23 protein-coding genes and 1 CRISPR repeat array (1 of these 24 cut by a window edge) are annotated in these 25,807 nt (G+C 53.2%); of the genes, 19 read left to right on the plus strand and 4 right to left on the minus strand.

The window, feature by feature from the left end:
* Window positions 1-126: 126 nt before the first annotated feature.
* From rpsF to dnaB, 5 genes are all read left to right on the plus strand, one after another.
* Window positions 127-588, plus strand: a complete 462-nt coding sequence (gene rpsF / locus ACGHAD_RS01905) for a 30S ribosomal protein S6 (RefSeq protein WP_339617119.1) — start codon at window positions 127-129, stop codon at window positions 586-588.
* A gap of 3 nt (window positions 589-591) precedes the next feature.
* A complete protein-coding gene (rpsR, locus tag ACGHAD_RS01910) occupies window positions 592-819 on the plus strand; it encodes a 30S ribosomal protein S18 (RefSeq protein WP_041522229.1) in 228 nt (75 codons plus the stop codon).
* A gap of 11 nt (window positions 820-830) precedes the next feature.
* On the plus strand, window positions 831-1,676 hold the full coding sequence (locus ACGHAD_RS01915) for a hypothetical protein (protein WP_382416831.1): 846 nt from the start codon (window positions 831-833) through the stop codon (window positions 1,674-1,676).
* A gap of 37 nt (window positions 1,677-1,713) precedes the next feature.
* Window positions 1,714-2,160 (plus strand): 50S ribosomal protein L9, encoded by a 447-nt coding sequence (gene rplI / locus ACGHAD_RS01920; RefSeq protein WP_339617121.1) that lies wholly within the window; start codon window positions 1,714-1,716, stop codon window positions 2,158-2,160.
* A 145-nt stretch (window positions 2,161-2,305) separates the two neighbouring features.
* Complete coding sequence (dnaB, locus tag ACGHAD_RS01925; protein WP_382416833.1) at window positions 2,306-3,703, plus strand: replicative DNA helicase; 1,398 nt, start codon at window positions 2,306-2,308, stop codon at window positions 3,701-3,703.
* Window positions 3,704-3,978: 275 nt separating this feature from the next.
* Here dnaB and ACGHAD_RS01930 read toward each other — a convergent pair whose 3' ends face one another.
* Window positions 3,979-4,350, minus strand: coding sequence for a hypothetical protein (locus ACGHAD_RS01930; protein WP_382416835.1), 372 nt, complete (start codon window positions 4,348-4,350; stop codon window positions 3,979-3,981).
* Between the two features lie 319 nt (window positions 4,351-4,669).
* On the opposite strand from ACGHAD_RS01930, the gene ACGHAD_RS01935 reads away from it, so the two are divergent.
* From ACGHAD_RS01935 to panD, 3 genes are all read left to right on the plus strand, one after another.
* On the plus strand, window positions 4,670-5,236 hold the full coding sequence (locus ACGHAD_RS01935) for an MOSC domain-containing protein (RefSeq protein WP_382416837.1): 567 nt from the start codon (window positions 4,670-4,672) through the stop codon (window positions 5,234-5,236).
* A 130-nt stretch (window positions 5,237-5,366) separates the two neighbouring features.
* Entirely contained in the window at window positions 5,367-6,218 is an 852-nt protein-coding gene (gene panC, locus ACGHAD_RS01940; RefSeq protein ID WP_382416839.1) for a pantoate--beta-alanine ligase, read from the plus strand.
* Window positions 6,219-6,304: 86 nt separating this feature from the next.
* Complete coding sequence (gene panD, locus ACGHAD_RS01945) at window positions 6,305-6,685, plus strand: aspartate 1-decarboxylase (RefSeq protein ID WP_339617125.1); 381 nt, start codon at window positions 6,305-6,307, stop codon at window positions 6,683-6,685.
* Window positions 6,686-6,706: 21 nt separating this feature from the next.
* Here panD and ACGHAD_RS01950 read toward each other — a convergent pair whose 3' ends face one another.
* Entirely contained in the window at window positions 6,707-9,262 is a 2,556-nt protein-coding gene (locus tag ACGHAD_RS01950; protein ID WP_382416842.1) for an Ig-like domain-containing protein, read from the minus strand.
* On the opposite strand from ACGHAD_RS01950, the gene ACGHAD_RS01955 reads away from it, so the two are divergent.
* The 4 genes from ACGHAD_RS01955 to ACGHAD_RS01970 all read left to right on the plus strand — a co-directional run bounded on the left by ACGHAD_RS01955 (window position 9,225) and on the right by ACGHAD_RS01970 (window position 12,866).
* Complete coding sequence (locus tag ACGHAD_RS01955; protein WP_382416844.1) at window positions 9,225-9,812, plus strand: hypothetical protein; 588 nt, start codon at window positions 9,225-9,227, stop codon at window positions 9,810-9,812. The two genes, ACGHAD_RS01950 and ACGHAD_RS01955, sit on opposite strands and share 38 nt — an antisense overlap.
* Window positions 9,813-10,023: 211 nt before the next feature.
* Window positions 10,024-11,958 (plus strand): acetate--CoA ligase, encoded by a 1,935-nt coding sequence (gene acs, locus ACGHAD_RS01960; RefSeq protein WP_382416846.1) that lies wholly within the window; start codon window positions 10,024-10,026, stop codon window positions 11,956-11,958.
* 108 nt (window positions 11,959-12,066) lie between these two features.
* Window positions 12,067-12,639 (plus strand): DNA endonuclease SmrA, encoded by a 573-nt coding sequence (smrA, locus tag ACGHAD_RS01965; RefSeq protein WP_382416848.1) that lies wholly within the window; start codon window positions 12,067-12,069, stop codon window positions 12,637-12,639.
* Window positions 12,640-12,653: 14 nt separating this feature from the next.
* A complete protein-coding gene (locus ACGHAD_RS01970; protein ID WP_339617130.1) occupies window positions 12,654-12,866 on the plus strand; it encodes a DUF1418 family protein in 213 nt (70 codons plus the stop codon).
* A gap of 379 nt (window positions 12,867-13,245) precedes the next feature.
* On the opposite strand, the gene ACGHAD_RS01975 is transcribed toward ACGHAD_RS01970, so the two are convergent.
* Together ACGHAD_RS01975 and ACGHAD_RS01980 are read right to left on the minus strand one after the other, a co-directional pair.
* Window positions 13,246-14,157, minus strand: coding sequence for a bile acid:sodium symporter family protein (locus ACGHAD_RS01975; RefSeq protein WP_382416850.1), 912 nt, complete (start codon window positions 14,155-14,157; stop codon window positions 13,246-13,248).
* Between the two features lie 225 nt (window positions 14,158-14,382).
* Window positions 14,383-14,550 carry a YhfG family protein gene (locus ACGHAD_RS01980; protein WP_382416852.1) on the minus strand — a complete coding sequence of 56 codons (168 nt, stop codon included), beginning with the start codon at window positions 14,548-14,550 and terminating at the stop codon, window positions 14,383-14,385.
* 431 nt (window positions 14,551-14,981) lie between these two features.
* Between ACGHAD_RS01980 and ACGHAD_RS01985 the strand changes: the two genes are divergently transcribed.
* The 7 genes from ACGHAD_RS01985 (at window position 14,982) to cas6f (ending at window position 24,659) form a co-directional block, all read left to right on the plus strand.
* A complete protein-coding gene (locus ACGHAD_RS01985) occupies window positions 14,982-15,800 on the plus strand; it encodes a helix-turn-helix transcriptional regulator (RefSeq protein ID WP_382416854.1) in 819 nt (272 codons plus the stop codon).
* Between the two features lie 117 nt (window positions 15,801-15,917).
* Window positions 15,918-16,901, plus strand: coding sequence for a type I-F CRISPR-associated endonuclease Cas1f (gene cas1f / locus ACGHAD_RS01990; protein ID WP_382416856.1), 984 nt, complete (start codon window positions 15,918-15,920; stop codon window positions 16,899-16,901).
* Complete coding sequence (cas3f, locus tag ACGHAD_RS01995; protein ID WP_382416858.1) at window positions 16,898-20,323, plus strand: type I-F CRISPR-associated helicase Cas3f; 3,426 nt, start codon at window positions 16,898-16,900, stop codon at window positions 20,321-20,323. Before cas1f ends, cas3f begins: the two co-directional genes overlap by 4 nt.
* Window positions 20,324-20,695: 372 nt before the next feature.
* Window positions 20,696-22,060, plus strand: coding sequence for a type I-F CRISPR-associated protein Csy1 (gene csy1 / locus ACGHAD_RS02000; protein ID WP_382416860.1), 1,365 nt, complete (start codon window positions 20,696-20,698; stop codon window positions 22,058-22,060).
* The gene (gene csy2 / locus ACGHAD_RS02005) at window positions 22,053-23,051 is read left to right on the plus strand and encodes a type I-F CRISPR-associated protein Csy2 (protein WP_382416862.1); all 999 of its coding nucleotides are present in this window, start codon (window positions 22,053-22,055) and stop codon (window positions 23,049-23,051) included. Before csy1 ends, csy2 begins: the two co-directional genes overlap by 8 nt.
* A 21-nt stretch (window positions 23,052-23,072) precedes the next feature.
* On the plus strand, window positions 23,073-24,092 hold the full coding sequence (csy3, locus tag ACGHAD_RS02010) for a type I-F CRISPR-associated protein Csy3 (protein WP_382416864.1): 1,020 nt from the start codon (window positions 23,073-23,075) through the stop codon (window positions 24,090-24,092).
* Window positions 24,093-24,095: 3 nt separating this feature from the next.
* On the plus strand, window positions 24,096-24,659 hold the full coding sequence (cas6f, locus tag ACGHAD_RS02015; RefSeq protein ID WP_382416866.1) for a type I-F CRISPR-associated endoribonuclease Cas6/Csy4: 564 nt from the start codon (window positions 24,096-24,098) through the stop codon (window positions 24,657-24,659).
* Between the two features lie 129 nt (window positions 24,660-24,788).
* A CRISPR array of direct repeats spans window positions 24,789-25,807; the repeat unit is 28 nt; unit sequence GTTCGCTGCCGCACAGGCAGCTAAGAAA (it continues 571 nt past the right edge of the window).

Here is a 25,807-nt window from a genome sequence, read left to right on the forward strand (position 1 = left end):
GGGGTCCGTGCGTCTTGCGCTTGGGGCCTGAGTTAACGGTTTTTGGTCTGCTTGCAGAATACCCGAGAGCCACTCCTTGTCTCACCGGCGATAGGTCGGGAGGCTACAACCCGTAAGGAGCGATTAATGCGTCATTACGAAATTATCTTTATGGTTCACCCGGACCAGAGTGAACAGGTTCCGGGCATGATCGAGCGTTACACCGCGACGGTTACCAATGGTGGTGGTCAAGTTCACCGCTTGGAAGACTGGGGACGCCGTCAAATGGCTTACTCCATCAACAAAATCCACAAAGCGCACTACGTTTTGATGAACGTAGAGTGTAGCGAAGAAGCGCTCGAAGAGTTGAGCACTAACTTCCGCTACAACGACGCTGTTCTGCGTAACCTGGTTATCCGCGCTGATGAAGCGGTTACCGAAGAGTCACCGATTGCTAAGGCCGACAAAGAGAGCCGTGAGCGCAAGCCACGCGCACCGCGTCCAGAGCGTCGTGACGAGTCTGACGATAAGTCTTCTAGCGAGTCTAAAGATTCAGCCGAATCTAACGAATCTGCCGAAGCTCAGACTACCGAAAAAGAGGGGGAGTAACCAATGGCTCGATTTTTCCGCCGTCGTAAGTTCTGTCGTTTTACCGCTGAAGGCACCAAGCAGATCGATTACAAAGATCTGGAAACCTTGAAAGCCTACATCACTGAAACTGGCAAAATCGTACCTAGCCGTATCACAGGTACAAAAGCGAAATACCAGCGTCAGCTTGCTACTGCTGTTAAGCGCGCGCGTTATTTGGCTCTGCTGCCGTACACGGACAGCCACGAGTAAGAGACTGACTTGTGCGTGCGCTCGCTGAATTTATTATGCGCGGCCGCACTCAGGCTGCAATAGTTGCCCTGATAGGGCACTGGATCCCATTGCTGGGACCCGCCACTGTTGCACTCGTAACGCTCAGACGCGGAGCCGCCAATGGCGCGCTAATCCTACTCTGGGCGATATTACCAGCGATTGTTTTGCTGGTGATGCAGCAACAAAGTGCGCTGCTAGCGGTAACCGGTGTTGTCAGTGTTTGTGTGGCCGCGGCCATACTGCGCCGCTCGGCACTGTGGCAATACGCGTTAATGGCCCTTGTGGCCTGCAACACGCTAGGTGCATTACTGCTGGCGCTGCTAATGCCAGAGGCGGTTGCCAATATGCTGGTGCTGTGTACTGAGCTGTTTAATCAGCTTCAGGCGCAGTCTGATCAGCCGCTGGGTTTGCCAGAGCCCGACACAACCTTAGTGTTGGCGCTAATGGCCGCGATGACCACCTTAAGTGGCGCATTGGGGCTGATACTGGCCCGCTGGTGGCAATCGCTGCTGTATAACCCCGGTGGGTTTGCCGCAGAGTTTCGCGCTTTGCGCTTGGCGCCATTGCCGGCAACGGTATGCGCTTTGGCGGTAGCTTACTGCTACTGGCAAGGCGAGGGCACAGGCATGTGGGTGTTGGTTTTTGCCCAGCCTTTGCTGTTTGCCGGTATCGCTTTGATTCACGCTGTAATTGCAGCGCGAGGCATGGGCGTGCAGTGGTTGATAATGTTGTATATCGCAATGGTGGTGCTGCAGCCGTTAACAGCACTGTTAGTCATCGTCGCATTTTGCGACACGTGGTTGAATTTTCGCGGTCGGCTTAGGCCTAAGGCATAGCCACCGCGCAGGTAATTAAACGTAGAGGGTAAACGAGATGGAAGTTATTCTGCTCGAGAAAGTGGGTAAACTGGGTGCCATTGGCGATAAAGTCAGTGTTAAAGCTGGCTTCGGTCGCAACTTCCTGGTTCCACAAGGCAAGGCTATTCCTGCCACTGCATCAAATGTTGCTGAGTTTGAAGCGCGTCGCGCTGAGCTCGAAGCCGCTGCTGAAGAGAAAAAAGCACAAGCACAAGTTCGCGCTGATAAACTGGCTGAACTGTCTGTCACCATCGAAGCTAACGCTGGCGATGAAGGCAAGCTGTTCGGTTCTATTGGTACTCGCGACATCGCCGAAGCGATCACCGCGGCTGGCGTTGAGGTTGTTAAGGCCGAAGTGCGTTTGCCAGAAGGTGCGATTCGTGAGTTGGGCGAGTACGACATTGACGTACAAGTTCACGCCGAAATCCTTCAGGCGGTAAAACTCGCGGTTATTGCTGAGTAATCGTTACCGTTAGGTAAGCGCTTACACACGCTGACAAAGCGATAAAATTCGGGCACTATCGACAACCTTAATCGGTTGTTGTGGTGCCCGTTTTTTTTGCCCACAAAATAACCTTTATCAACGGATACGTTTGGATCTCTGCTCTATGCCCAGCGACGCCACCGCCCACTACCGCGAACCCACCCAAGCTCAGGGGGCGCCCATATTGCCCACGTCGGTAGAGGCCGAACAGTCGGTGCTGGGTGGCTTGATGCTCGACAACAGCCGCTTGGACGCGGTGTTAGAAATTGCCTCGGAGGTCGATTTTTACCGCGAAGACCACCGGCTGATTTTAAAGATGATGGTGGCCCTGCAAGAAGACGAGCAACCGCTGGATGCGGTGACCTTGTCCGAGGCGCTGGAACGTCACGGCGAATTAGAGCGCGCCGGTGGTTTGGGCTATTTGGTCGAGCTGGCCGCCAACACCCCAAGTGCCGCTAACATCACCGCTTACGCCCGCATTGTGCGTGAGCGCTCCACTTTGCGTCAGCTGATTGTCGCCGCGCAAGAGATTAGCCAGTCGAGCTACAACCCCGCCGGGTTAGATTCCGACGACCTGCTGCAAATGGCCGAAAAGCGCGTCGCTCAGATTGCCGAAGACCGCCCCAAAGAGGGTGGCCTGCGAGAGGTCAACGGCTTGCTCAAAGAGTCGGTTGAACGTATCGACGAGCTGTTTCGCTCCGGCGATGACGTAACCGGGGTTACCACCGGGTTAACCGACTTGGACGGTAAAACCTCGGGCTGGCAGCCCGGCGAGTTGGTGATCTTGGCGGCGCGGCCATCGATGGGGAAAACCGCCCTGGCGCTAAACTTTGTCGAAGCGGCGATTTTTACTCAGCCCAAACCGGTACTGGTGTTCAGTATGGAGATGCCCTCGGCTGCGTTGGTGATGCGGATGATGTCATCTATCGGGCGCATCGATCAGGGGCATATGCGCAACGGTAAACTCACCGAAGAAGATTGGCCCAAGCTCTCGACCGCTGTGAGCAAAATGAAAGATAAGCTGCTGTTTATCGACGACACGCCCGGCTTAACCCCGCAGGAGATGCGTGCCCGCACCCGCCGTGTTGCCCGCGAGCACGGCAACCCCGGCATGATTATGGTCGACTACCTGCAGCTGATGCAGGTGGCCGGTGCCAGCGAGGGGCGTACCCAAGAGATCTCGGAAATCTCTCGGGCCCTAAAAGCCTTGGCTAAAGAATTTGATTGTCCGGTAATTGCGTTATCGCAGCTTAACCGGAGTGTCGAGCAGCGCCCCAACAAGCGCCCCATGAACTCCGACTTGCGTGAATCGGGCGCCATCGAGCAGGACGCCGACGTAATTTTGTTTATCTACCGCGACGAATATTACAACGAAGACAGTGCCGAGAAAGGCGTCTCCGAGCTTATTGTGGGCAAGCAACGTAACGGTGAGGTGGGCACCGTACGCGCCGCGTTTGTGGGTAAATATACTCGGTTTGATAATTTGGCGGCGGAGTATTTCTCGCAGCAGGATGATTATTAAGGCCTCTTACCTACTGTACTAGAAAACACGTCCGTGTGTTTTCTAGTACATCACCGGCTAAATCCGGCGCAAAGGCGCGGCTTTACTTGGATTTAACCGGCTCGCATTGGCGCTGCCAATGGCGCCCCTCCGTGGGCGCGATCGTGCATTTTACCTATATGTAGTAAGTCTGGCGCAGAGGTGTGACTCTGCTGGGTTTTTGCAGCTCGCACTGGCGCTGCCAATGGTACGCCTCCGTGTGTACGATCGCTGGGGTTGAGAGGGGTAGCTACTCGTTATGTAGCTTTAATGATGTGAAAGCCCAAATAGGCGGTACCTGCCAAAAGTACAATATAGAATAGCCGCTTCGCTAAAACCGAAAAGAATCTGCTGGATGCCCTGTATAGAAGCTTCTTGGCTTCGCGCTCCAGTATGCTCATCTGGTCTTGAGACAACGGCTCATTCACTTTATGAGAGCTTTTGGTGAGCAAAATCGTCGCATCTTCGTACTGCGTATTGAGCAAAACCCAGATGCCATTTTTTTCCATATAATGGAAGCGCGCGTTCTGAAACTCAGAGTTATGTTTTGCCAATATCCCTTTCTCTGTAAAGAGGCTGACAAACTCAAATGGGCATCCGGGTATATCTCTATCATCTATAAATTTCATGCTTGATCGTTATTCTGTTGTAAAAGGTAGGTTGTCCCGCGAAGGGGCGGCCCCCGAGCGATTCTTTTGGCCTTGGTAGATGTTGCTAGGCCAGTGTGTATAGTCCAAACATATTGCCCTCAGAGTCAGCGGTAATTGAAAGCTTAGATTTCTCGGTTTTACCATCTGATGACTCTACTTGAGGTTCCTCTATAGCGCAGTCCTCATGTAATCCCCACTTTAAATAGCCTTGAATCATGGGGAGAATGACAGTTGTTGACGATCCGACGGCCAACCCGCACAATTTTGTTCAGTACCCCTCCAATATCAGGTGACCATCATGCCCACCAGTACCGATAGCGCCACTGTCAGACCTCCCGCGTCAGGCGTTAGGCGCTCCTCACAGGCGCGTATCCTCGATCGACTCGCCGCTAACATCAAACCAGGCCAGCTGGACTGGATCGGTTTGCGCACGGTGCGGCGTGGCGAGATCGCCGAGGTGGCCTCGGTGCAGGCGCTGGCCGAGCAGGGGCTTGAGGGCGACCATCGCTGCCGTAAAACCCGTGGTTCTGGCCGGCAGGTAACCATTATTAGCCGTGAGTTTATCGAGCAGATTTGTCGCCATATGGGGCGCGAGAGCATCGACCCGGCGTTGCTGCGGCGCAACTTGGTGGTGTCGGGTATGAACCTTAATTTGCTGCGCCATCAAATCTTGCAAATCGGCGAGGCGATTATTGTGCCCGGCGCTTTGTGTCACCCTTGCTTGCGGATGAACGAGAACCTGGGGGAGGGCGGTGTGGCGGCGATGTACGGCTATGGTGGTTTGTGCGCCAAGATTGTTCGCTCGGGTACGATCCAAGTAGGCGATGCGGTGACGCGCTTACCACTTGATACCGAGGTTTTTTAGGGCTGTTTGCGCGGTCGCAATTGTGTCCAAAAAATGTACTTGTCTGTCGCGAGCGTGTATTATCCCGCCCCCGGCCTAAGTGCGCGTTGTAGCCGCCGCCGGGTAAACGGCGACTGAGGCTTCGTTTCCTATGCAGGTATTTCACCATATTCGCTCTTTGCGCGAGGCGCTGGCCGAGGCCCGCCGCGCTGGCAAGCGTATTGGCTTTGTGCCCACCATGGGCAATTTACACGACGCCCATCTGGCGCTGGTAAAGCAGGCGCAACAGACCTGCGATTGTGTGGTGGTGAGCATCTTTGTTAACCGTTTGCAGTTTGGTTTAAACGAAGATTGGGATCGCTATCCGCGCACCTTGGCGGTTGATTCTGCCAAGCTCGAAGGCATTAATTGCGATTTTTTGTTTTGCCCCGACGAAACCGAAATTTACCCCAACGGCATGGACGAGCAGACCCGGGTGATTGTGCCTGCCATGACCGATGTGCTGTGCGGTGCCAGCCGTCCCGGGCATTTTGAAGGGGTGACTACGGTGGTCACTAAGCTGTTTAATATTGTGCAGCCCGACGAAGCCGTGTTTGGTATTAAAGATTACCAGCAGCTGGCGGTGATTCGCCGTATGGTGGAGGATTTATGCATTCCGGTGCAAATCAGCGCTGGTGAGATCTACCGCGAGCCCGATGGCCTGGCGCTTAGCTCACGCAATGGTTTTATTGCCGAGGCCGAGCGGCCCCGGGTTAGCCAGCTGTACCGCACGCTGAGCTGGGTGAGCGAGCAAATTAAAGCCGGCCAGCGGGACTTTATTGCACTGGCCGAGGCCGGTAAAATACAGATTACCGAGGCGGGTTTTAAGGTCGATTACCTTGAGATCTGCAGCAGCCGCACGCTAAAGCCGGCGGCGCACGATGACACCGAAATTACCGTATTAGGCGCCATGTACACCGAAAGCGCCCGATTGATTGATAATCTGTCGCTAGAGCTTGTCTAAGCGATAGATTGAAGGCCGCGCCGAGCGATCGGCGGCTGTTAAATAGCAGCAATCAGGCAGCTCATTGATAGAAACAGGAGGGGCACATGCTCTCTACCATGCTCAAAGGCAAACTCCACATGGCCGCCGTCACTCAGGCAGAGCTGTGGTACGACGGCTCCTGCGCCATCGATGCTGATTTGGTTGAACTGGCTGGTTTGCGCGAGTTTGAACAAATTGATATTTACAACGTTAACAATGGTGAGCGCTTTACCACCTACGTGATTTTGGCCGAGCCCGGCTCGGGCACTATCTCGATGAACGGCGCCGCCGCGCGTAAAGTGCAGGTAGGTGACCGGGTGATTATTGGTGCGTATGCCCAGTACAACCAAGATGAACTTGAAGGTTACAAGCCCCGCTTGGTGTACTTAGATGAATCCAACCGTGTCGAGCGCACCACCAATACGATCCCGATGCAGTTGGTGTAATAAAGCGCTAGGTGGTGATGGTCAGTTGACCGTCACCACCACCTCGGCACGACTAAAGTTTCCCTGCCCATCGCTCACAAAGTAATGAAACGTGTCGGTACCCCGAAAATCTATATTCGGAGTGTAGGTGATTTGCTTTGCGCCTTTTTTAACGCGGCCATTTACCGGATGGACTACTTCATTGATGCGTAGGCTGTCACCTTCAGGGTCTGAGTCGTTGCTAATAACCGCTATGCGTACCTGACGATTGACTGCCACGGAGGCCGTGTCATCACGCGCGGTCGGGGCTTGGTTGTCTAAATCGATACTGCCGATGTATTTAGCGTCGCGCCATGCAAAATATTGATTGCCCAGCATGCTGTCTACGTCGGGCCCCAAATAGGTCTTAAGGCCGCGCATGTGCACATCACCGGTGGCGCGGTCGCTGTAATATTCCTCAACCACAGTGTAAGCATCGCCCTCCGCGGTGCGGTAGTATCCTTTATCTTTAACGATGGCGATCATGTTTTTGCTGTCCGTGCCAAAGCTATCGCTGCCGCTTGGCAGTGGGGTTTCGCCGATACTGTCGGTTTTTGTACCGCTGTAGCTCACGCCGGTGCCTGCGGTGGTGGCCGGGTCCGTATATTCAAAATGGTCATTGTCATCGCCTTGCTCCAAATCAATGGCGAAGCGACCGGGCACCAAGTCGGCATCAGTAATGATCAAGTCGGTGTCATCGCGATTCAGATACTCCGCATCAACACTTGTCATCTGGGCGTCAATCACGACAAATTGGTCTTTACCCAAGTCCGCATCGTTAACTTGATCTTTTTCTAGGTCAATACCGGTGGCAAAGCCCTGAATTTTAGCGCCGCGTACCACCATATCGGTGGTGTTTCTACCAAACTCAATCCCCGTCTGCGGGCGGCGAAAAGGCTCTGAGGTGAGGCCGATAACATCAAAGTCGCGCAGCAAATAGTGTGCGGTGTATTCAATCGATGCGCCGGTTTGTACCTCCCATGCGGTAAAGTTACTCATAACGGTATTAATGTCGTGCCCTTGTTTGGGGTTGGCCTTAACGACAAACACGCCGGTCGTGCTGGCGTAGGCCTCATTGTTATGAAAGTGACGAATCGGGATGTCATCCGCACCTGAGTCGCGGGCAAGCCCCAGGGCCTGGGGCATCATAAAGCGAGCGGGCGGAATATTAATCATGGTGCCGCTGTGATCGCGATGAAAATAGGTAAAACCGCGATTCACACTGGCGGCAATATTACCCACTGAGCCCACCAACCGACCTTGAAACCAAAACCCATCGCCGCTTCTGGCAATGTCGTAGTTGTAAATATCGTTATTGTTTTTAGGGTTAAGGGCGCCGCTCACGCCTTCGGCTTTGATGGCTAGGTTGTTGGTCCACACGCCGGTTTCGTTGCCAGTTTCAGCCACAAAGCCGGCGCCAAAGGTATTAAAGCTGACGTTATCGTGCAGCACGGCGTGGCTGTCATGATGAACGTAGCCCCAACCCGGCGAGCCAAAAACTGCATTGCCTACACCGATGGCGGGGTGATCTTGGTTACTGGTGCCAGCGCGGTGAAAGTGAAAGCTGTAGCGCCCGCGTACATTGCTGTTGGCGCGCGGGGTGCTAAGGTCGATGGCTTCTAGGTTAGTTTTGGATTTATCGGTGCGGCCCAGCTCAAAAAATTCTGCATAACGCACGTCGATATCGTCGTTGTGCATAAACATTACGTGGCCACGCTGGTGTGGCGGTAAACTCGCACCCCCTTCAGAGGCGATTCGAATATTACGACTAAAGTTTCCAACGCTGGCGGCCAAGTCTGAGCGTGGGCTTAGGTGGTTGTAGTTAAGCGGCGCGTTAAGGGTAATGTTGCTGCCGTTAATACGGGTGATGGTACGCACTTCGTCTTCAGTGCCGTAGTAGCGAGTCGCACGAACACTGTTGTCCCACTTCCAGCCCGAAAAATGGGTGCCACTCATGACTAAAGTGTCGCCGATTTGCCAGTTGCTTGGCCTGCTGGCCATGGTTAAAACCGAGTCGCCGGCGCGAGCTTCGCTATCAAGCTTGAGGTGAGAGGTTTTCGGTGCGCCATGTATGCTGGCCGTGCCGTGAATCACAACACCGCGGCTCAGTAGCATGGGGTCCCAATCCACATCGATATCGCCATTGTCAGCGATGATAATCTCGGCCATTACATCCCGTGCTACAGGGTTGTTTGAGGTGCCGATGGTTAGTGTGCCGCGCGGGTCGACCAGTAAGGTGTCCAGCGTCATACGGGTGTCGGTATTGGTGGCAAAATTTAGCTCGCCATCAACTCGCAGGGTATGCAGGCGCGCGGTATCTTGCAGCGCGTAGCTCACCTGCGTGTTATGGGGAATCACAACCCGTGCGCCATCACCCGGTACGGCTTTATTGTGCCAAATACTGGCATCGCACCAGTCGCCGCTGGTAATCGCGGCATGCGTAGCATCCTCGTATGCGACAAGGTTTAGCGCCGCTTGGTGCTCGGCCATTTTTGACGGCGTGTGATGATGGTTGGCGCTATTGTTAAAGCTTGGTAACGGTGCCTCTGGTTGTGCCACGACCCCTGGCGTTATATCACAAGCACTGTTGCCCGACGCCTGTGCGACAGGCGCTACACTAGAGCTCGATTTAACGGACGACCCTGCTCCAGTGTTTGGTGTACTCGATGAGCGGCTGGCAATCGGTGTACTTGTAACGCTACTGCTTGACGGGGCCGAGGGCTCACTCGCGCTCGGCGTTGATGACGATGCGATAACCGAGTTGCTTGAGCTGGCACTCGAGAGGGCTGGGGCGCTACTGCTAGATGTGTCGGCAATACTGGCGCTTGAGGAAGCCGGTACGCTACTACGAGAGCTGCTAGAGCTGTTACCAATGCTCGCAGTAGAGGAGCTGGCCTCTTGCGCCGTCGAGCTGTTGATGTTGGCCGCTGGGCTGGGAGTGTCGATACTCTCGCCATCAGATGAACCGCCGCAAGCACTAAGGGTAAGGGTGCATATTCCTGTAATCATTAATCGCCGCATTATGAGTCTCCGTCCGGCATATTTCCATTTGGTTGCGCTATCAATTTGGTTTGAAATTATTGGCGACGCAGTTAATCCCATATTTTAATGGTATGTTTTTAATTTCTGATAATGATAGCGCAAACAATTCTGGGCATCTGTGAACTTTCCCACACTATCTAGTCAAGCAATAAGAGGCGCACTTATTTTAAATGTGTGATTTTGCCATAAAGACAACGTTGTCTCTGGCGAAAGCGGCGGAGGGCTGTTAAGCTCTAGCGACAACAGAATAACAGTACTCACGCGCGGAGATTATGTGTATGACCGAGCAAGTTTACCCCGTACCGGCTGAGCTAAAACGCGACGCCCTGATCGATAAAGACCGTTATCAGGCGCTTTACCGGCAGTCGGTTGAAGATCCGGACACCTTCTGGGCCGAGCAGGCCGAGGAGTTTCTCACCTGGCAGCAAAAATGGCACACCGTCAGCAAAAGCGATTTAAACCGCGGCGAAGTCGCGTGGTTTTTGGGCGGCAAGCTTAACGTTAGCGTCAACTGCATTGATCGCCACTTGGCCAAGCGCGCCGAGCAAACCGCGATTATTTGGGAAGGCGACGACCCGGCGGACGACCAGCTGATCAGCTATCAGCAATTGCACACCGAAGTGTGCCGTTTGGCTAACGTGCTGCGCGAGCGCGGCGTTAAAAAAGGCGATCGGGTTTGTCTGTATATGCCCATGATCCCCGAGGCCTGCTACGCGATGCTCGCCTGTACCCGCATTGGTGCTGTGCACTCGGTGGTGTTTGGCGGCTTCTCGCCCGATGCCCTAAAAGACCGCATTAACGATGCCGATTGCCAAGTACTGATTACCGCCGATGAAGGTTTACGCGGCGGTAAAAAAGTCCCGCTTAAAGCCAATGCCGATAAAGCCTTGGCAAACTGCCCCAATGTGCACACCTGCTTGGTGGTTAAACGCACTGGCGGCGATATAGATTGGAATGGCAAACGTGATATCTGGTATCGCGACGCCGTAGAAGCCGCCCCCGAGCAGTGTGAGCCCGAGTGGATGGACGCCGAAGACCCGCTGTTTATTTTGTACACCTCCGGCTCAACCGGCCAGCCCAAAGGTGTGCTGCACACCACTGGCGGCTACTTGCTACAAGCGGCTATGACCCACAAATACGTGTTTGATTACCGCGAGGGCGAAGTCTACTGGTGCACCGCCGATGTCGGCTGGGTTACCGGTCACAGTTATATCGTTTATGGCCCCTTGGCCAACGGCGCCACCAGCTTAATGTTTGAAGGTGTGCCTACCTACCCAGATGCCTCGCGCTGCTGGCAAGTGGTCGATAAACACGGCGTTAACAGTTTTTACACCGCCCCTACTGCTGTGCGTGCACTAATGGGCGCGGGCGATGAGTTTGTCACCCGTACCTCGCGTAAATCCTTGCGTATTTTGGGCAGCGTGGGCGAGCCCATTAACCCCGAAGCGTGGGAGTGGTACTACCGTGTGGTGGGCGACGAGCGCAGCCCGATTATGGACACCTGGTGGCAAACCGAAACCGGCGCCCACATGATGACACCGCTACCGGGCGCTATCGACCTCAAGCCCGGCTCGTGTACCGTGCCGTTTTTTGGCGTGCAGCCGGTGCTGCTGGATGCTGAGGGTAACGAAGTCGAAGGCGCCGGCGAAGGCAGCTTGGCGATTAAAGCCAGCTGGCCCAGCCAGTTGCGCACCGTGTATGGCGACCACCAGCGTTGTATCGATACTTACTACTCCACCTACCCCGGTTATTACTTTACCGGTGACGGCGCGCGCCGCGATGCCGATGGTTACTACTGGATTACCGGCCGCGTGGATGACGTACTGAACGTATCGGGCCACCGCATGGGTACCGCCGAGGTCGAGAGTGCCTTGGTGCTGCACGAGCAAGTGGCCGAGGCCGCCGTGGTGGGTTACCCGCACGACATTAAGGGCCAAGGTATTTACGCCTACGTCACCTTAATGGAGGGCGCCGAGCCCAGCGACGAGCTTAAAAAAGCCTTGATACAACAGTGCGTACAAGAGATTGGCGCCATTGCCAAGCCCGATATTATCCAGTGGGCGCCGGGGCTACCCAAAACCCGCTCGGGTAAAATCATGCGTCGTATTTTGCGCAAAATTGCCGCCAACGAGCTAGACAGCTTAGGTGATACCTCAACCCTCGCCGACCCCGGCGTCGTGGATGACTTGATCGGCAACCGCGTTAACCGTTAGCGCTGTTTAACGCCTTGCGGGTTTGTTTATAGCCTGCAAGGCGTTTTCCCCGCCCTCTGCAAACTGGCATAATGAGCGCTCTACGCGAACAACGATGTAACGGCCGCCATGAGTGACGACGAATTATTCCGCCAGCAAATGCAAGACGTACAGCGCTTGAAGGTTAGCCCCAAGGTTGCCTTAAAAAGCCAGCGCGCCACCGACGATACACTAAAGCAACGGCGTGCCGCCGCCCAGGCCATTACCGAGCAAGACACCAATTTTTTAAGCGCCGATCATATTGACCCAGTAGGGCCGTTGGATGTTCTCGACTTTCGCCGTGACGGTGTGCAGCATGGGGTTTATAAGAATTTGCGGCTGGGTAAATACAATATTGATGCCCGCCTCGATTTGCATCGCATGACCGTCGAGCAAGCCCGCTCGGCGTTGTTTCAGTTTATTCGCGACTGTATAGAGCACGACATACGCTGCGCGCTTATTACCCATGGTAAAGGCGAGGGCCGCGAGCAACCGGCGCTGTTAAAAAGTTGCGTTGCCAACTGGCTACCCTGCATCGACGAGGTGCTCGCGTTTCACTCCGCGCAAAAACACCACGGCGCCAGCGGCGCCACTTATATCTTGCTTAAAAAAAGCGAGCGAAAACGCCAGGAAAACTGGGAAAAACATTCCAAACGTCAATGACAAGGACTCCACTCGTGAAATTACCGCTACATCTTTTAGTGTTAGACATGATCGGTTGCATCTTAATCGGGCTAGGCATGGCAATGCATATCGCCAATGTCGACTTGCTGCCCGAGCACTTGCGCTTTGAACAAGACGGCATCGTGTATATTTTAGTCGGCGCAGCCTGCATGATCCCGGCGGTGATTTTTATTATAAAAGGTCTTCGCAACCGGCATAAATTTTAACCGCTATGGAAGGGCTCAGTTGTCCTGGCCGTATATTTCTATGCACTTTAGGCGGTCGTATCTATTATGGACTGGCGATGAAGAAGATCTTTATATCGCTCGAGAGAATTATTTGCTGGATACTGGCGCAGGTGACGTGCATAGCTTTTTAATATAGCGCCGGCGAGTGAGGGGAATCAGCCAGTTGAATTTAACAATTCAAGGCACCCTACGAGAATAGATCGGTTTGCGAATGTGAACGGGACTTGTAGTGTGCTAGAAAGTGCTTGTCTACTTTTATGGGGTCACTCCATAATTCTCCGTCATCCGTCATCCGTCATCCGTCATCCGTCATCCGTCATCCGTCATCCGTCATCCGTCATCCGTCATCCGTCATCCGTCATCCCTTTCTCCTCCACCAGCTCGCCAATAGCGATCCAGACACGTTATGCCAAACCGAAAATAGCGCTCCCGGCAGTGCCGCGCTGGCGCTAAAAAACTGTTGCGCCAATGCCACGGCCAAACCGGAGTTTTGCATGCCCACCTCAATGGCGATGGTGCGGCAAGTCGCCTCATCAAACTTAAGCAGGCGCGCCAGCCAGTAGCCCGCCGTTAACCCTATGCTGTTGTGCAGCACCACGGCCACTAATACTAGCGCCCCAATGCTGGCCAATCGCCCGGCGTTTAACGCCACCACAATCGCAATAATCACGCTGATTAATATCACCGCGATACTGGCCAACGCCGGCTCAAGCCGTTTGATGCCAGCGGCAAAAAAGTGGTGTAGCAATACGCCCATTAATACTGGCGCCACAACAATTTTGGCAATACCCCACAGCATTCCTAACGTGTTGATCTCTACCGTGTTACGCAATAATAACCACGTTAGCAAAGGCGTTAAAACCACCGATGCCAGCGTCGCCGTTAACGTCATAGAAACTGACAACGCCACTCGCCCACCGGCCAACCAAGTAATGACATTCGACGCCGTACCCCCGGCAACCGTGCCAACCAAAACCATGCCTGTGGTTAACTCAACACTTAACCCCAACAATCGGGACACCGCTAAAGCCGCCAGTGGCATTAACGTAAATTGCAGTGCCAGCCCGAGCAGAATCGGTTTAGGCTCGCGCGCCACCCGATAAAAGTCGGCCGTAGATAGCGTCAGTCCCATGGCAAACATCACCAGCGCCAACAGCCAGGCAATGGCAGACGACAGCGGCGTAAATATTGCCGGAAAGTAAAAGCCCAAGGCGCCCAGTAAAATGGCCCATAGGGGAAAGAGGCGGTTGAACGTTTGAAGTAAAGGCATTGTTAGTGCTGGCTCGATGATGAGTAATCGGTAGGTGCGTCTTATGAACGTGGTTACGTATGATGACAGAAAAGCTTGGGTTTTTTTAGCACTACAAGTCACCGGTCCCGCTCTGCGTTATCGGGCGAGTATTTCTTAATGTCGCATAGGTTTCGGGGGGTAGGGCGTCTCTGGGTGGTTGGGCGGCGGTGAGTCATTGCCGTATCTATTAATCTCGGCCAAGAGCTATGGTTGCGGTGCGGTATATTTGGCGATGATTTCTTCTCTGGATGTGGGCTTAGAAGAGCTTTTTGGGGTAGTAATACCCTCAAGTTTTAGGCTGGCAACATAGTTAGCGGTGCGGGTTTGTCGGGTATAAGCCTGTTTGCGCTCTAAAGATACCGTTTTGCTCATACTGAGGATCCCATTACATTCTGCGTAACTAATTTTAACGCAGATCGATAAACAGGCCGATAGGTTTAGTTACGGTTTGTGGGCAGTTGCGGGTAGAGCGGAATGATGAGGTTTCCGACGCTGGTAGCTATACAGTATGCGGCTACGGTTGATCATGTACAAAAGCTATGGTGGGGGCATCGGGCGTGTTTAGCGCCTCGTGTTTTTATTGCCGCTATTTTAGCCGCTCAAGCCTCTCCTTTGAAAACCCTAGCCGTTGTTTATTCGATCCCTTTGCCTGGCCGGCGGACTTGGCTTCCCCAGGCAAGATGCTACCGCTCCGGTGGCGCAGGTGTGGGTTATTAGTTGGGTGGTTTGCATGTCTGCCCTGCTGTGTCATTATCGCTGTGTTGAACAGCGCGCCAGCCGCACAACCACAAGGACACGCCGCTATGGACATTAGCGATGCGCAGCAAGCGCGCTTACAAACCTTCGAGTTAGTCGCCTACTGGGAGGGCGCCGCCAACAGCAGCCTGTTGGTTAAGCACTTTGGGCTTTCCCGCCAGCAGGCCAGTCAAGATATCAAGCGCTACCTGGAATTAGCGCCCGATAATCTCAGCTATAACACCAGCCGTAAATGCCATCAGCCAGAGCCGGGCTTTAAACCGCTGTTTATTGCCGGCTCTGCAGAGCAATATCTGGCTTGGCTGGCCCAGCCGCTGACGCTGGAAAAGCTCCCCGTTCATTCGCTAAGTTTGCCCGCACGAGGCGTTCACGCACCTCTTATGCGCTCTATCGTGCAAGCTATTCGCCAAAAACAGCGGCTAGAGGTCGATTACGTCTCGCTCACCAACCCCAATCGGCAAGGCCGGGTTATCGCCCCACACGCCTTAGTGCAAACTGGCCTGCGTTGGCACCTGCGCGCTTGGTGCGAACACAAAAAGCAGTTTCGTGACTTTGTCCTGAGTCGCTTTCGTGGCAACGCCATTTTGTCCGGCCCCGCCGAGCAAAGTGCCGAGCTAGACAAGGCCTGGCAGACTCAGGTTGAGCTTGTCTTTGAGCCCGACCCACGCCTTGCTCCCACCAAACGCGACGTGATAGAGCACGACTACGACATGCAAGACGGCCAGCTAAAACTTACCACTCGCGCCTGTTTAGCGCACTACCTACTACAAGAAATGCGCATCAACCCCAAGGTTCTGGACGGTATGCCCGAAGCGCAGCAGTTGGTGTTGGTCAATTTATCTGACATAAAAGAGTGGTTGTTTTGATGGTGACGGGCTGTGCTTGAGGGCTTTGTCAGAAATTCATACGGGTTATTTTTACAGTATTGTGTGTTACGGACGAGTGGGTAAGCTAATAAAAAATCACAAAGGTGGAGTTGAGCAATGGACGATTTATCGCCATCGGATTTAAAAACCATATTGCACTCAAAGCGGGCCAATATTTACTACCTGCAGTACTGCCGGGTCTTGGTAAATGGCGGACGGGTAGAGTATGTCACCGACGAGGGTAAAAAATCGCTCTACTGGAATATCCCCATTGCTAACACCACAACCGTGTTGCTGGGCACTGGTACGTCGGTGACTCAAGCGGCGATGCGCGAGTTAGCTAAGGCCGGTGTTTTGGTTGGTTTTTGCGGCGGTGGCGGTACGCCTTTGTTTAGCGCTAATGAGGTTGACGTGGACGTTGCTTGGTTTTCGCCGCAAAGCGAATACCGCCCGACTGAATATATGCAGGCGTGGGTGCAAATGTGGTTTAACGATGACTTGCGCCTGATGGCCGCCAAAGCCCTGCAGTTGTCGCGTTTAAACCGAATTGAGGGTGAATGGAATAAACGCGCTATAAAAGAGGCTGGTTTTTTGATCGAGCCCACTATGCTTGCCTCCATGCTGGAAAAAAGCCGAACCAACATTAAGGTGGCGCTCGATACCAATACGTTACTTACCGAAGAGGCACGTCTGACCAAGGCGCTGTTTAAGTTGGCTGTGAATACCGTGGGTTATGGTGGCTTTACCCGTGCCAAGCGCGGTACAGGCACCGATCCCGCCAATCGTTTTCTCGATCATGGCAATTATTTAGCTTACGGTTTGGGGGCAACCGCAACCTGGGTGCTTGGTTTACCTCACGGCTTGGCTGTTTTACACGGTAAAACTCGCCGAGGCGGTTTGGTGTTTGACGCCGCCGATTTAGTTAAAGACGCCGCAATACTGCCGCAGGCCTTTTTGTCGGCCATGCGTGGTGACGATGAGCAAGAGTTTCGCCGCAATTGTGTCGAATCGTTAACACGCAGTGAATCACTGGATTTTATGATCGACACGCTTAAAGACATTGCTACCACCATTGGCCAAGGTGGCAAGGCAAAGCCATGAATGTACTGTTGGTGTCTCAGTGTAATAAGCGTGCACTGGCCGAGACTCGCAGGATTCTCGATCAGTTTGCCGAGCGCCGGGGTGAGCGAACATGGCAAACGCCTATTACCATGGAAGGGTTAAACACATTAAAAAAGCTGCTTAGAAAATCCGCAAGGCGTAATTCGGCGATCGCCTGCCACTGGATTCGCGGTAAAGACCACAGCGAGCTGATGTGGATTGTTGGTAACGCGTCCAAATTTAACAGTGAAGGGGCGGTTCCCACCAATACTACCGAGCGAAATATTCTGCGTTCAGAGTCAGAAAACGATTGGCATACCGGTGAAGATATACAGCTCTTAGCTCAATTGTCCGCTTTGTTGCACGATTTAGGAAAGGCCAGTGTTGCGTTTCAAAAAAAGCTAAGAGGCAAGTTGATTGAGAAAAACCTTTATCGCCATGAGTGGGTATCCCTGCGGTTATTTTTAGCGTTTGTGGGTGGCGATGATGACGCCATTTGGCTGCAGCGCTTGGCATCACCCACAAGCGCCGATGACAAAGCCTGGCTTCAGGCCGGGCGCTATTGTCGCGATGGGCTGGATAACTGCGAGCCGCCTTTTAAAAACTTACCGCCTTTAGCGGCCGCCGTCGCTTGGTTGGTGGTTACCCATCATCGCTTACCGGTAAAGCCAGTGGTGGATGAGAAAGGTGTACAACACTATTTGGGTAAGCGGTCACCGGATTTTGGCGCAAGCGAGTTACCCAGTTTACTGCAAAGCGTGAAGCACGATTGGAATGAGTTAAGGCAAATTAAATCAGAAGATGCCATAACGCCTTACTGGTCTATTAAGCAACTGCCCGTCAGTCTGCCTAAATGGCGCGAATCAGCAGCCAAGTTGGCGCTACGACTGCAGCGGCTTCTGGAGCGCCGACAAGACTATCGCTGGTTGGATAACCCCTATGTGATGCACTTATCCCGCTTGAGTTTGATGTTGGCTGACCACCATTATTCAGCCTTGCCAGCAGAGTCTAACCAGCGTGTTTCTGGCGACAAAAGTTACAAAGTTTACGCCAACACCGATAGCAGTCGAACACTCAAGCAGACACTCGATGAGCACTTGTTAGGCGTTGCCAAGTTCTCTGGCGGTATTGTGAGAAGCTTGCCGGGGTTTGAGCGGTTTTTGCCAAGATTGGCTCGCCATAAAGGCCTTAAAAAGCGCAGTACAAATGAGCGTTTTCGTTGGCAAGATAGGGCCGCCGATGCGGCGTTGGCCGCTCGTGAAAAAGCGGCCGAGGAAGGGTGTTTTATCGTCAACATGGCCTCAACCGGCTGCGGTAAAACCTTGGCGAATGCGCGGATTTTAAATGCGCTATCAGCGCCAGACCTTGGTTTGCGCGCGACATTTGCGCTGGGGTTGAGAGCCCTAACCCTGCAAACGGGCCGAAGCTATCGCAAAGATTTACATCTAAATGATGATGAGCTCGCCATTAAAGTAGGCGGCGCCGCCAGCCGCGAGCTATTTGAATATTACGAATCTCTCGCCGAAAGTACTGGTTCTGCGTCTATTCAAGAGCTAATGGAGGAAGACAGCCATGTGCTCTACGAAGGTCAGCACCTCGACCATCCGTTGCTCTCCAAGGTGATGTCCGATCCGCGCATTAGCTCATTGGTATCCGCCCCTATGTTGGTCTGTACCATCGATCATTTAATGCCCGCGACTGAGGCGCAAAGAGCTGGGCGCCAAATTGCCCCCATGTTGCGTTTAATGAGCAGCGACTTAGTACTGGATGAGCTGGATGATTTTGGCATGGACGATTTACCCGCACTCACACGCTTGGTTCACTGGGCAGGGCTGTTGGGTAGCCGGGTATTGTTATCATCGGCCACTATGCCACCCGCATTGGTCGAGGGTATGTTTAATGCCTATGCCGCAGGCCGCGCGCACTATTTGAAAAACCGAGGCGAGCACGGTGGGCAAGATATTTCTGAGCCGTTGGTGACCTGCCTGTGGGTGGACGAGAGCGTTAACCCACAATTACTGTCATGCGGTAGCAATGACTTTATGGCTCAGCATAAAGCGTTTGTCGAGCAGCGGGTTAAAAAGTTAACCGGCACGGTTAAAGCCAAAGGCGCTAACCGCAAAGGCGAGATACTACCACTCGATTTGCCTAGCGTAGAGAGTACCGATAAAGCCGACATTCACAAAGCTTTTGCAGAACCTGTGCTAAATGCCATTATCAACGCTCACGATATCAATCATGAATCCTGCCCCAAATCGGGTAAAAAAGTGAGCTTTGGTTTGGTGCGAATGGCAAATATCGAGCCGCTATTTCGCGTGGCGCAAGAGCTTTATAAAAACGGCGCCCCCAAAGGCTACCAAATACACTTGTGCGTGTATCACGCGCGCTTTCCGCTATTGCTGCGCTCCGAAATTGAGCACCTGCTGGACGGCGTGCTAAACCGGCGCGACTCAAATGCGGTGTACGAGCGTGATGACATTCGAGAGTTGATCGATGCGAGTGAACAGCCAAACCAGCTGTTTGTGGTGCTGGGCTCTCCGGTAACGGAGGTGGGCCGCGACCACGATTACGACTGGGCCGTGGTAGAGCCCTCCTCCATGCGCTCACTGATTCAGTTGGCGGGCAGGGTGCAAAGGCATCGGCAAAAAATACCTGAACAGGCGAATATTTATCTATTTGATACCAACCTTCGCCACTTTACCGAGCATCAAGAGCGCGATGGTAAGCCGAAGCTGGTTTATGTAAGGCCCGGTTTTGAAGATAAACACAACGACAAGTTTCGTCTGAGCAATCACCGGTTAAGCCATTTATTGCGCGAGCCAGAGTATCGGCAAATTACCGCCTGCCCGCGCATTGTGCGCGGCGAACAGACTCTTGAAAGTACAAACAGCTTAGTAGACTTAGAGCACGCCCGGTTAGAGGCACTTATGCTGCCGCCAATGGCGCTAGAGAAGCCCAAGCGGCGTGGCAGTAGAGCAGGAGGCGGGCAGAAAGAACTAACCGCCACCGAGTGCTGGCGCTACCCACAGGCAGGGTTAACTTGGGTATTGCCCCAGCAACAGCCTTTTCGCAAACAAACCGGCGAAGAAATGACGTTGGTGTTTTTGCCCGATGAAGATGAGGAATGTTTGCTCCCCCACCGCATCCACGAAGAAGGCAAACGTGGGCAGCCAGATGTGTACGCCAGCGCCTCGCATATGGTGACGCTAATGGAGTGGTCTGATATACCCATGGGCGAGGGGATAACCGCCTGGGGAAGATTCGACTTACTGGCGCTACTTAAAGAGCAAGCAGACGCGCAAGGGGTAAGCCTTGAGCAATGCGCCAAAAAATTTACCACGGTGAATGTCATGGTGGGGAGTAAAGGATCTGCAAAGCAGTGGTGGTATCACCCCGCATTGGGGCTGGGGGAGAAAAGATAACCGGGCCGAAGCCCGGTAGCTGTGCTGCCTGTGCGGCAGGTAACAAGATCGCCATCCGTTGGAGATATTTTTCTTAGCTGCCTTTCGGCATTCATTGAATATATTGGTTGCATTTCTCGTGTTGATGGGCGTAGTATTGCCTGCAGGTTAGTCAGGCACCGCGCCAACGGTGCCTGACATAAATGCAACTTGCCGGTTGATCGTCGGCCCCAAGCACAGGTTTGATGCGCTAAGGAGGATAGAGATATGTCTAACCAGCATATGACCAGAAGAGTCTGAACTGGTCTACACATCCCCGCAGCATGTTGCTGTGGGGATTCTACAGCTTTTAGGTCGGCTCAGTCGACCACAAACGCAAAAGGAGTTCTCACTATGCACGATAACGAGCAATCGTCGTCGCGTTCGGCGGTGTTTCGCCAGGCGATCACCGATTTTATCGATGAGCGACGCGATACTAAGTTAAATGGCTTAAGCGATGAAAAAGCCGCCGAGGTTGCGGCTAAGTACGATTACGGTGTTTGGCTGGAAAGCGCGGCTAAACGTGTGTCACAAATTCAGGCGGTAACCCATATCACCAAAGCGACCCACCCGGACGCTAAGGGTAGCAGCCTGTATGTTTCCCCTGAATCCCTTCCCAACCGCCTAGAGGTCGGCACCCATACTCTGGGCAATTCGTTTGCCGAGGATGTCGTTGGTAACGCCGCTGCCTTGGACGTTTACAAATTCCTGAAACTAGAAGTTGAAGGAAAACGGCTGATTGAATGGTTTCAGCAAAACGATGCCGATGCGATCAGTGCCCTCCATTCCGATGCGGATACTGCTAGCGTTTGGGCGGATGCCTTTAAAGAGCTGGTTCGGCCGGCACAAAATTTATCCTCTCATACGATGGCCAAGCAGACTTATTGGTGCGCGGCAGACGACCCTACAGATGGTGCTAGCTTCCATTTGCTGCAGCCACTGTTTTCAAGTCCCCTTGCGCACGCCGTGCATATGGATATTAATGACGCCCGCTTTGGCGAGGTTAACAAAGCGGCCCGTCAAGCGCGCAGTAAAAAGCAGCCGCACGATGGTGTTTACAGGGTGTACACCAATGTGGCAGTGCGCAAGCTGGGTGGCACTAAGCCTCAGAACATAAGCCAGTTAAACAGCGAGCGTGGCGGTGTGAATTATTTGTTGGCATCTGCTCCGCCGCAATGGAAGCGTGAATGGGTGTGGAGTCCGTTAAATACAGATACAGCGTTCGCGCAGTTTTTTAAGCAGCGCGAAAATCGTGATTTACTCAATAAACTGATAAAGCTACTTAAAAATGACCCAGATGCAGTGATGGAAACTCGGCAACAACGTGAAGCTATTGAGCAAGCCTTAGGGCAGTCACTCGCCGCTTTTGGGGCAGAAACTCAGGCAAAAATGGAACCTGGTTGGACGCGTGATCCGGCGTGCCAATTACCCTTGTACGAAAAAATCTGGTTGGACCAAGCCCGTGCTAGTTTACCCGTCCGCGAAGAGCATAAAGAAGAGGACGAAGAGTTCCTGCGTGCGTTCGAGTGGAAAGGCTGGCCCGATGAAGTCGCCAGTTTGTTTGGCAATTGGGTGAATGCCCGCTTGATTGCAGAAGGTTTGCCGGTGGGCGACGCCGAGCATGCGCACTGGGCCAAACAGGCGATTGTGCACGCCGCCTGGCCCGCAACCATTCAGCGGCGCGCAATTAAGGCGAATAAGGAGGTGGCCAATGTCTAAGTGCCCCGATTTTGACTACTTATTGGTTGTGCCGCATTTGCGTGTGCAAAACGCCAATGCCATATCCAGCCCGCTGACTCATGGCTTTCCGGCCATGAGTGCTTTTATCGGTTTGATGTGGGCGCTGGAGCGCAAGGCCAAAGCTACAGGGCTGGACGTGGACTTTAACGCCGTGGGTGTGGTGGCGCACGGTTGTGAAGAGCAAGCGGCAAGCGATGGTTTTGTTAGAGGCTTTCACCTAACTCGAAACCCCGTGGGTAAAGATGGAAAAACGGCTGCTATTGCCGAGGAAGGGCGAATTCATTTGGATGTCAGTTTAGTTTTTGCCATCGGTTGTGAGCTAATAAGCGATGCGGCTGAACAAAAAGCAATGGCTGACAAAGTGAAATTGCTGCTTGAATCCATGCGCATTGCCGGCGGCTCGGTTGTGTCCTCGCATCAACCGGCATGGCGTACTCAGCCCTATATGGCTGCCTTTACCGGCGACGCTAGGGGGCGAGAGACAATCTTTAACCAGCTCAAAATGCGCCTACTGCCAGGGTTTGTTTTAACCGACCGGCAGGATGCATTAAACGATGAGTATGAGGCGCTACGCCAGTTGAATAGCCAGGCTACACGGCTGGATGCGCTTTTGTCTTTATCGCGCATTGACTATGCGTGGCAACCAGAAGAAGACGGTGCAGACAAAGGTGAATGGGTCGCTACCCGCGCTTCGGGTAAAAAACGCTCTGGTTGGTTGGTGCCCATACCGGTAGGTTACGGCGCGCTAACGGAGTTACAAGACGCCGGTAGCGTAGAAAATGCCCGCGATAATACGACTCCCTTCCGCTTTGTGGAAAGCTTGTTCGGTATTGGCGAATGGCTAAGCCCGCACCGCTTGCAAAAGCCAGAGCAACTGTTGTGGTACGCCAATACCTGTGCGGATACCGGCACTTATCGCTGCTGCAATGATTACCAACCCACTGAAATTCTTGAATCTATTACCGACTAATACTTTAAAAGGAGTTTAACTATGGCTAATGAAACATTAAAAACCGCATCTGTTTTAGCTTTTGAGCGCAAACTGGATCCCTCCGATGCTTTGTTTTACGGCGGCGACTGGGATGATCAGGAACACAGCCAAAACTGGGAGCCTGTGAGTATTATTGAAAAATCGGTGCGAGGTACAATTTCTAATCGCTTGAAAACAAAAGATCAAGATCCGGCCAAGCTAGATGCCGCTATTGAAAACCCAAACTTGCAAACGGTTGATGTAGCGGCGTTGCCTGCAGGTTCCGATACCTTAAAAATCAGTTTTACTTTGCGGGTTTTGCCCGGTGCGGGCACCCCTTCAGCGTGCAATAGCGGTGAGTATCAAGACAAACTTCAGTCAGTTGTAAGCCAGTATGTATCGCAAGCCGGCTTTAGCACACTGGCGCAGCGTTACGCCGCCAACCTGGCCAACGGCCGATTTTTATGGCGCAACCGCGTAGGGGCCGAAGAGGTAAAAGTTAACGTGGCCCGCATGACTAAAGGCAGTGCCAGTGAGACATGGAGCTTTAACGCTTTGGATGTATCGCTGCGCAGCTTCGATAACTTATCGACGGATGTTCAAGCCTTAGGTAAGGTAATTGAATCCGGCTTGAGCGGTGAGCAACATGTATTGTTGCACGTAACGGCCTTCGTGCGCATTGGTGCAGCGCAAGAGGTGTTCCCGTCGCAAGAGCTGATTTTGGATCGAGGCCGCGGTGATAAAAGCAAAACCCTTTATCAAGTGAAAGGTATTGCAGGCATCCACTCACAAAAGCTGGGCAATGCGATTCGCACGGTTGATACCTGGTACGAAGGCGCAGGCGAGCTAGGCCCAATTGCGGTAGAGCCCTATGGGTCTGTTACCACACAAGGCAAAGCCTATCGCCAGCCCAAACAAAAAATGGATTTCTATAACTTGCTGGACAGCTGGGTTCTTAAAGATAAAGAGCCTGAGACCGAGCAGCAGCATTTTGTCATGGCCACGCTTATTCGCGGTGGCGTATTTGGTGATGCGGGGTGATGTATGGATCATTACCAGGATATAACCATACTCCCCGACCCTGAGTTCTCGTCCGCATTGCTGATGGGCGCGCTATACAACAAGCTGCACCGTGCGTTAGTGGCATTAGCGGCGACTAACATCGGCGTAAGTTTTCCGCAGTATAGCGTTAAGCCCAAAGGCGTAGGAGCTATCTTACGCATTCACAGTGATCAGGAGTCTCTTAATCAGTTGCAAAAGGCCGGGTGGTTAAAAGGCATGACGGACCACACAAGCGTGACGGATATTCTCCCGGCTCCGGGTGGAGTAACGCACAAGCTCGTAACACGGCGGCAATTTAAAACCAACGTCGAGCGACTGCGACGGCGCCGCATGAAGCGCAAAAGCGAAAGTTATGAAGCCGCGAGTGAGGCAATTCCCCAAGCTATTGAAAGGAAGCCTGATTTACCCTTTATAACGATCCGTAGCGCTAGTACTAGCCAGTCTTTTTGTTTGTTTATTGAGCAGAAAGATGCCCAAGAGGCCAAGGGCAGTGGTGCGTTTAACAGCTACGGCTTCAGCCAAACTACTACCGTGCCTTGGTTTTAACACTATTTTTCACGTGATTTTTAAGCCCTTGTTTTTCAAGGGCTTTTTTCTGCCTCTTAAAATAGGGGTAAATAGCCAAAAAGCGCTAATGTTCTTTAAAAATCAGATACTTATTTTTATAATTGTCTTGTTCGCTGCCGCACAGGCAGCTAAGAAATGATGAATTTTCGCCGTAGTCAGACCCCACACGTTCGCTGCCGCACAGGCAGCTAAGAAAATTAGCGGCTTAGTGTTGCCGAAGCGCATGGCGTTCGCTGCCGCACAGGCAGCTAAGAAATCAGCTTCCACCTTCTCGCGTTCGGCCCGTTCGTTCGCTGCCGCACAGGCAGCTAAGAAACACACAAAAAATTGTAGGGCACACCCGAAGCGAGTTCGCTGCCGCACAGGCAGCTAAGAAAGTTGCGCGCCACTTGATTGGCTGACCGTTTGCGTTCGCTGCCGCACAGGCAGCTAAGAAAGTCCATGCCGGATCACCTGACCACCCAATAATGTTCGCTGCCGCACAGGCAGCTAAGAAAAGTGTCGGGCACGGCGTGGGCGCCGCCGATTAGTTCGCTGCCGCACAGGCAGCTAAGAAAACAGCTAATGCAAGGCAGCCCTCGGTCACGCTGTTCGCTGCCGCACAGGCAGCTAAGAAATCGCAGTATTCTATGTCGTGGTCTTCGACGATGTTCGCTGCCGCACAGGCAGCTAAGAAATGTGCCAGAGGGCTACGCCGTTCTGCCCACAGGTTCGCTGCCGCACAGGCAGCTAAGAAATCCTGTTAAGCGGCGGTGCGCTCGGCTTCGCGGTTCGCTGCCGCACAGGCAGCTAAGAAAGTTTGGTTCTTCGATTTCATTGAGGTTGTCTTGTTCGCTGCCGCACAGGCAGCTAAGAAACGCCCAGAGTCCAAAGTCGGTGGATGTAGATGGTTCGCTGCCGCACAGGCAGCTAAGAAAATAAAGTAGCCGTTGCCGTTTAGTAGCCAGCGGTTCGCTGCCGCACAGGCAGCTAAGAAAAACCTCTTCAATAAAGCACGCCTCCAGTTCTCGTTCGCTGCCGCACAGGCAGCTAAGAAATCCGCCCGTGGCGTCCTGATGGCACCGATAGCGTTCGCTGCCGCACAGGCAGCTAAGAAAGCAACAATCTGGCCGCCCGAATGCAGTGTA

The organism is Gilvimarinus japonicus (assembly GCF_042847215.1).
In the GTDB taxonomy this organism is placed as follows: Bacteria; Pseudomonadota; Gammaproteobacteria; order Pseudomonadales; family Cellvibrionaceae; genus Gilvimarinus; species Gilvimarinus japonicus.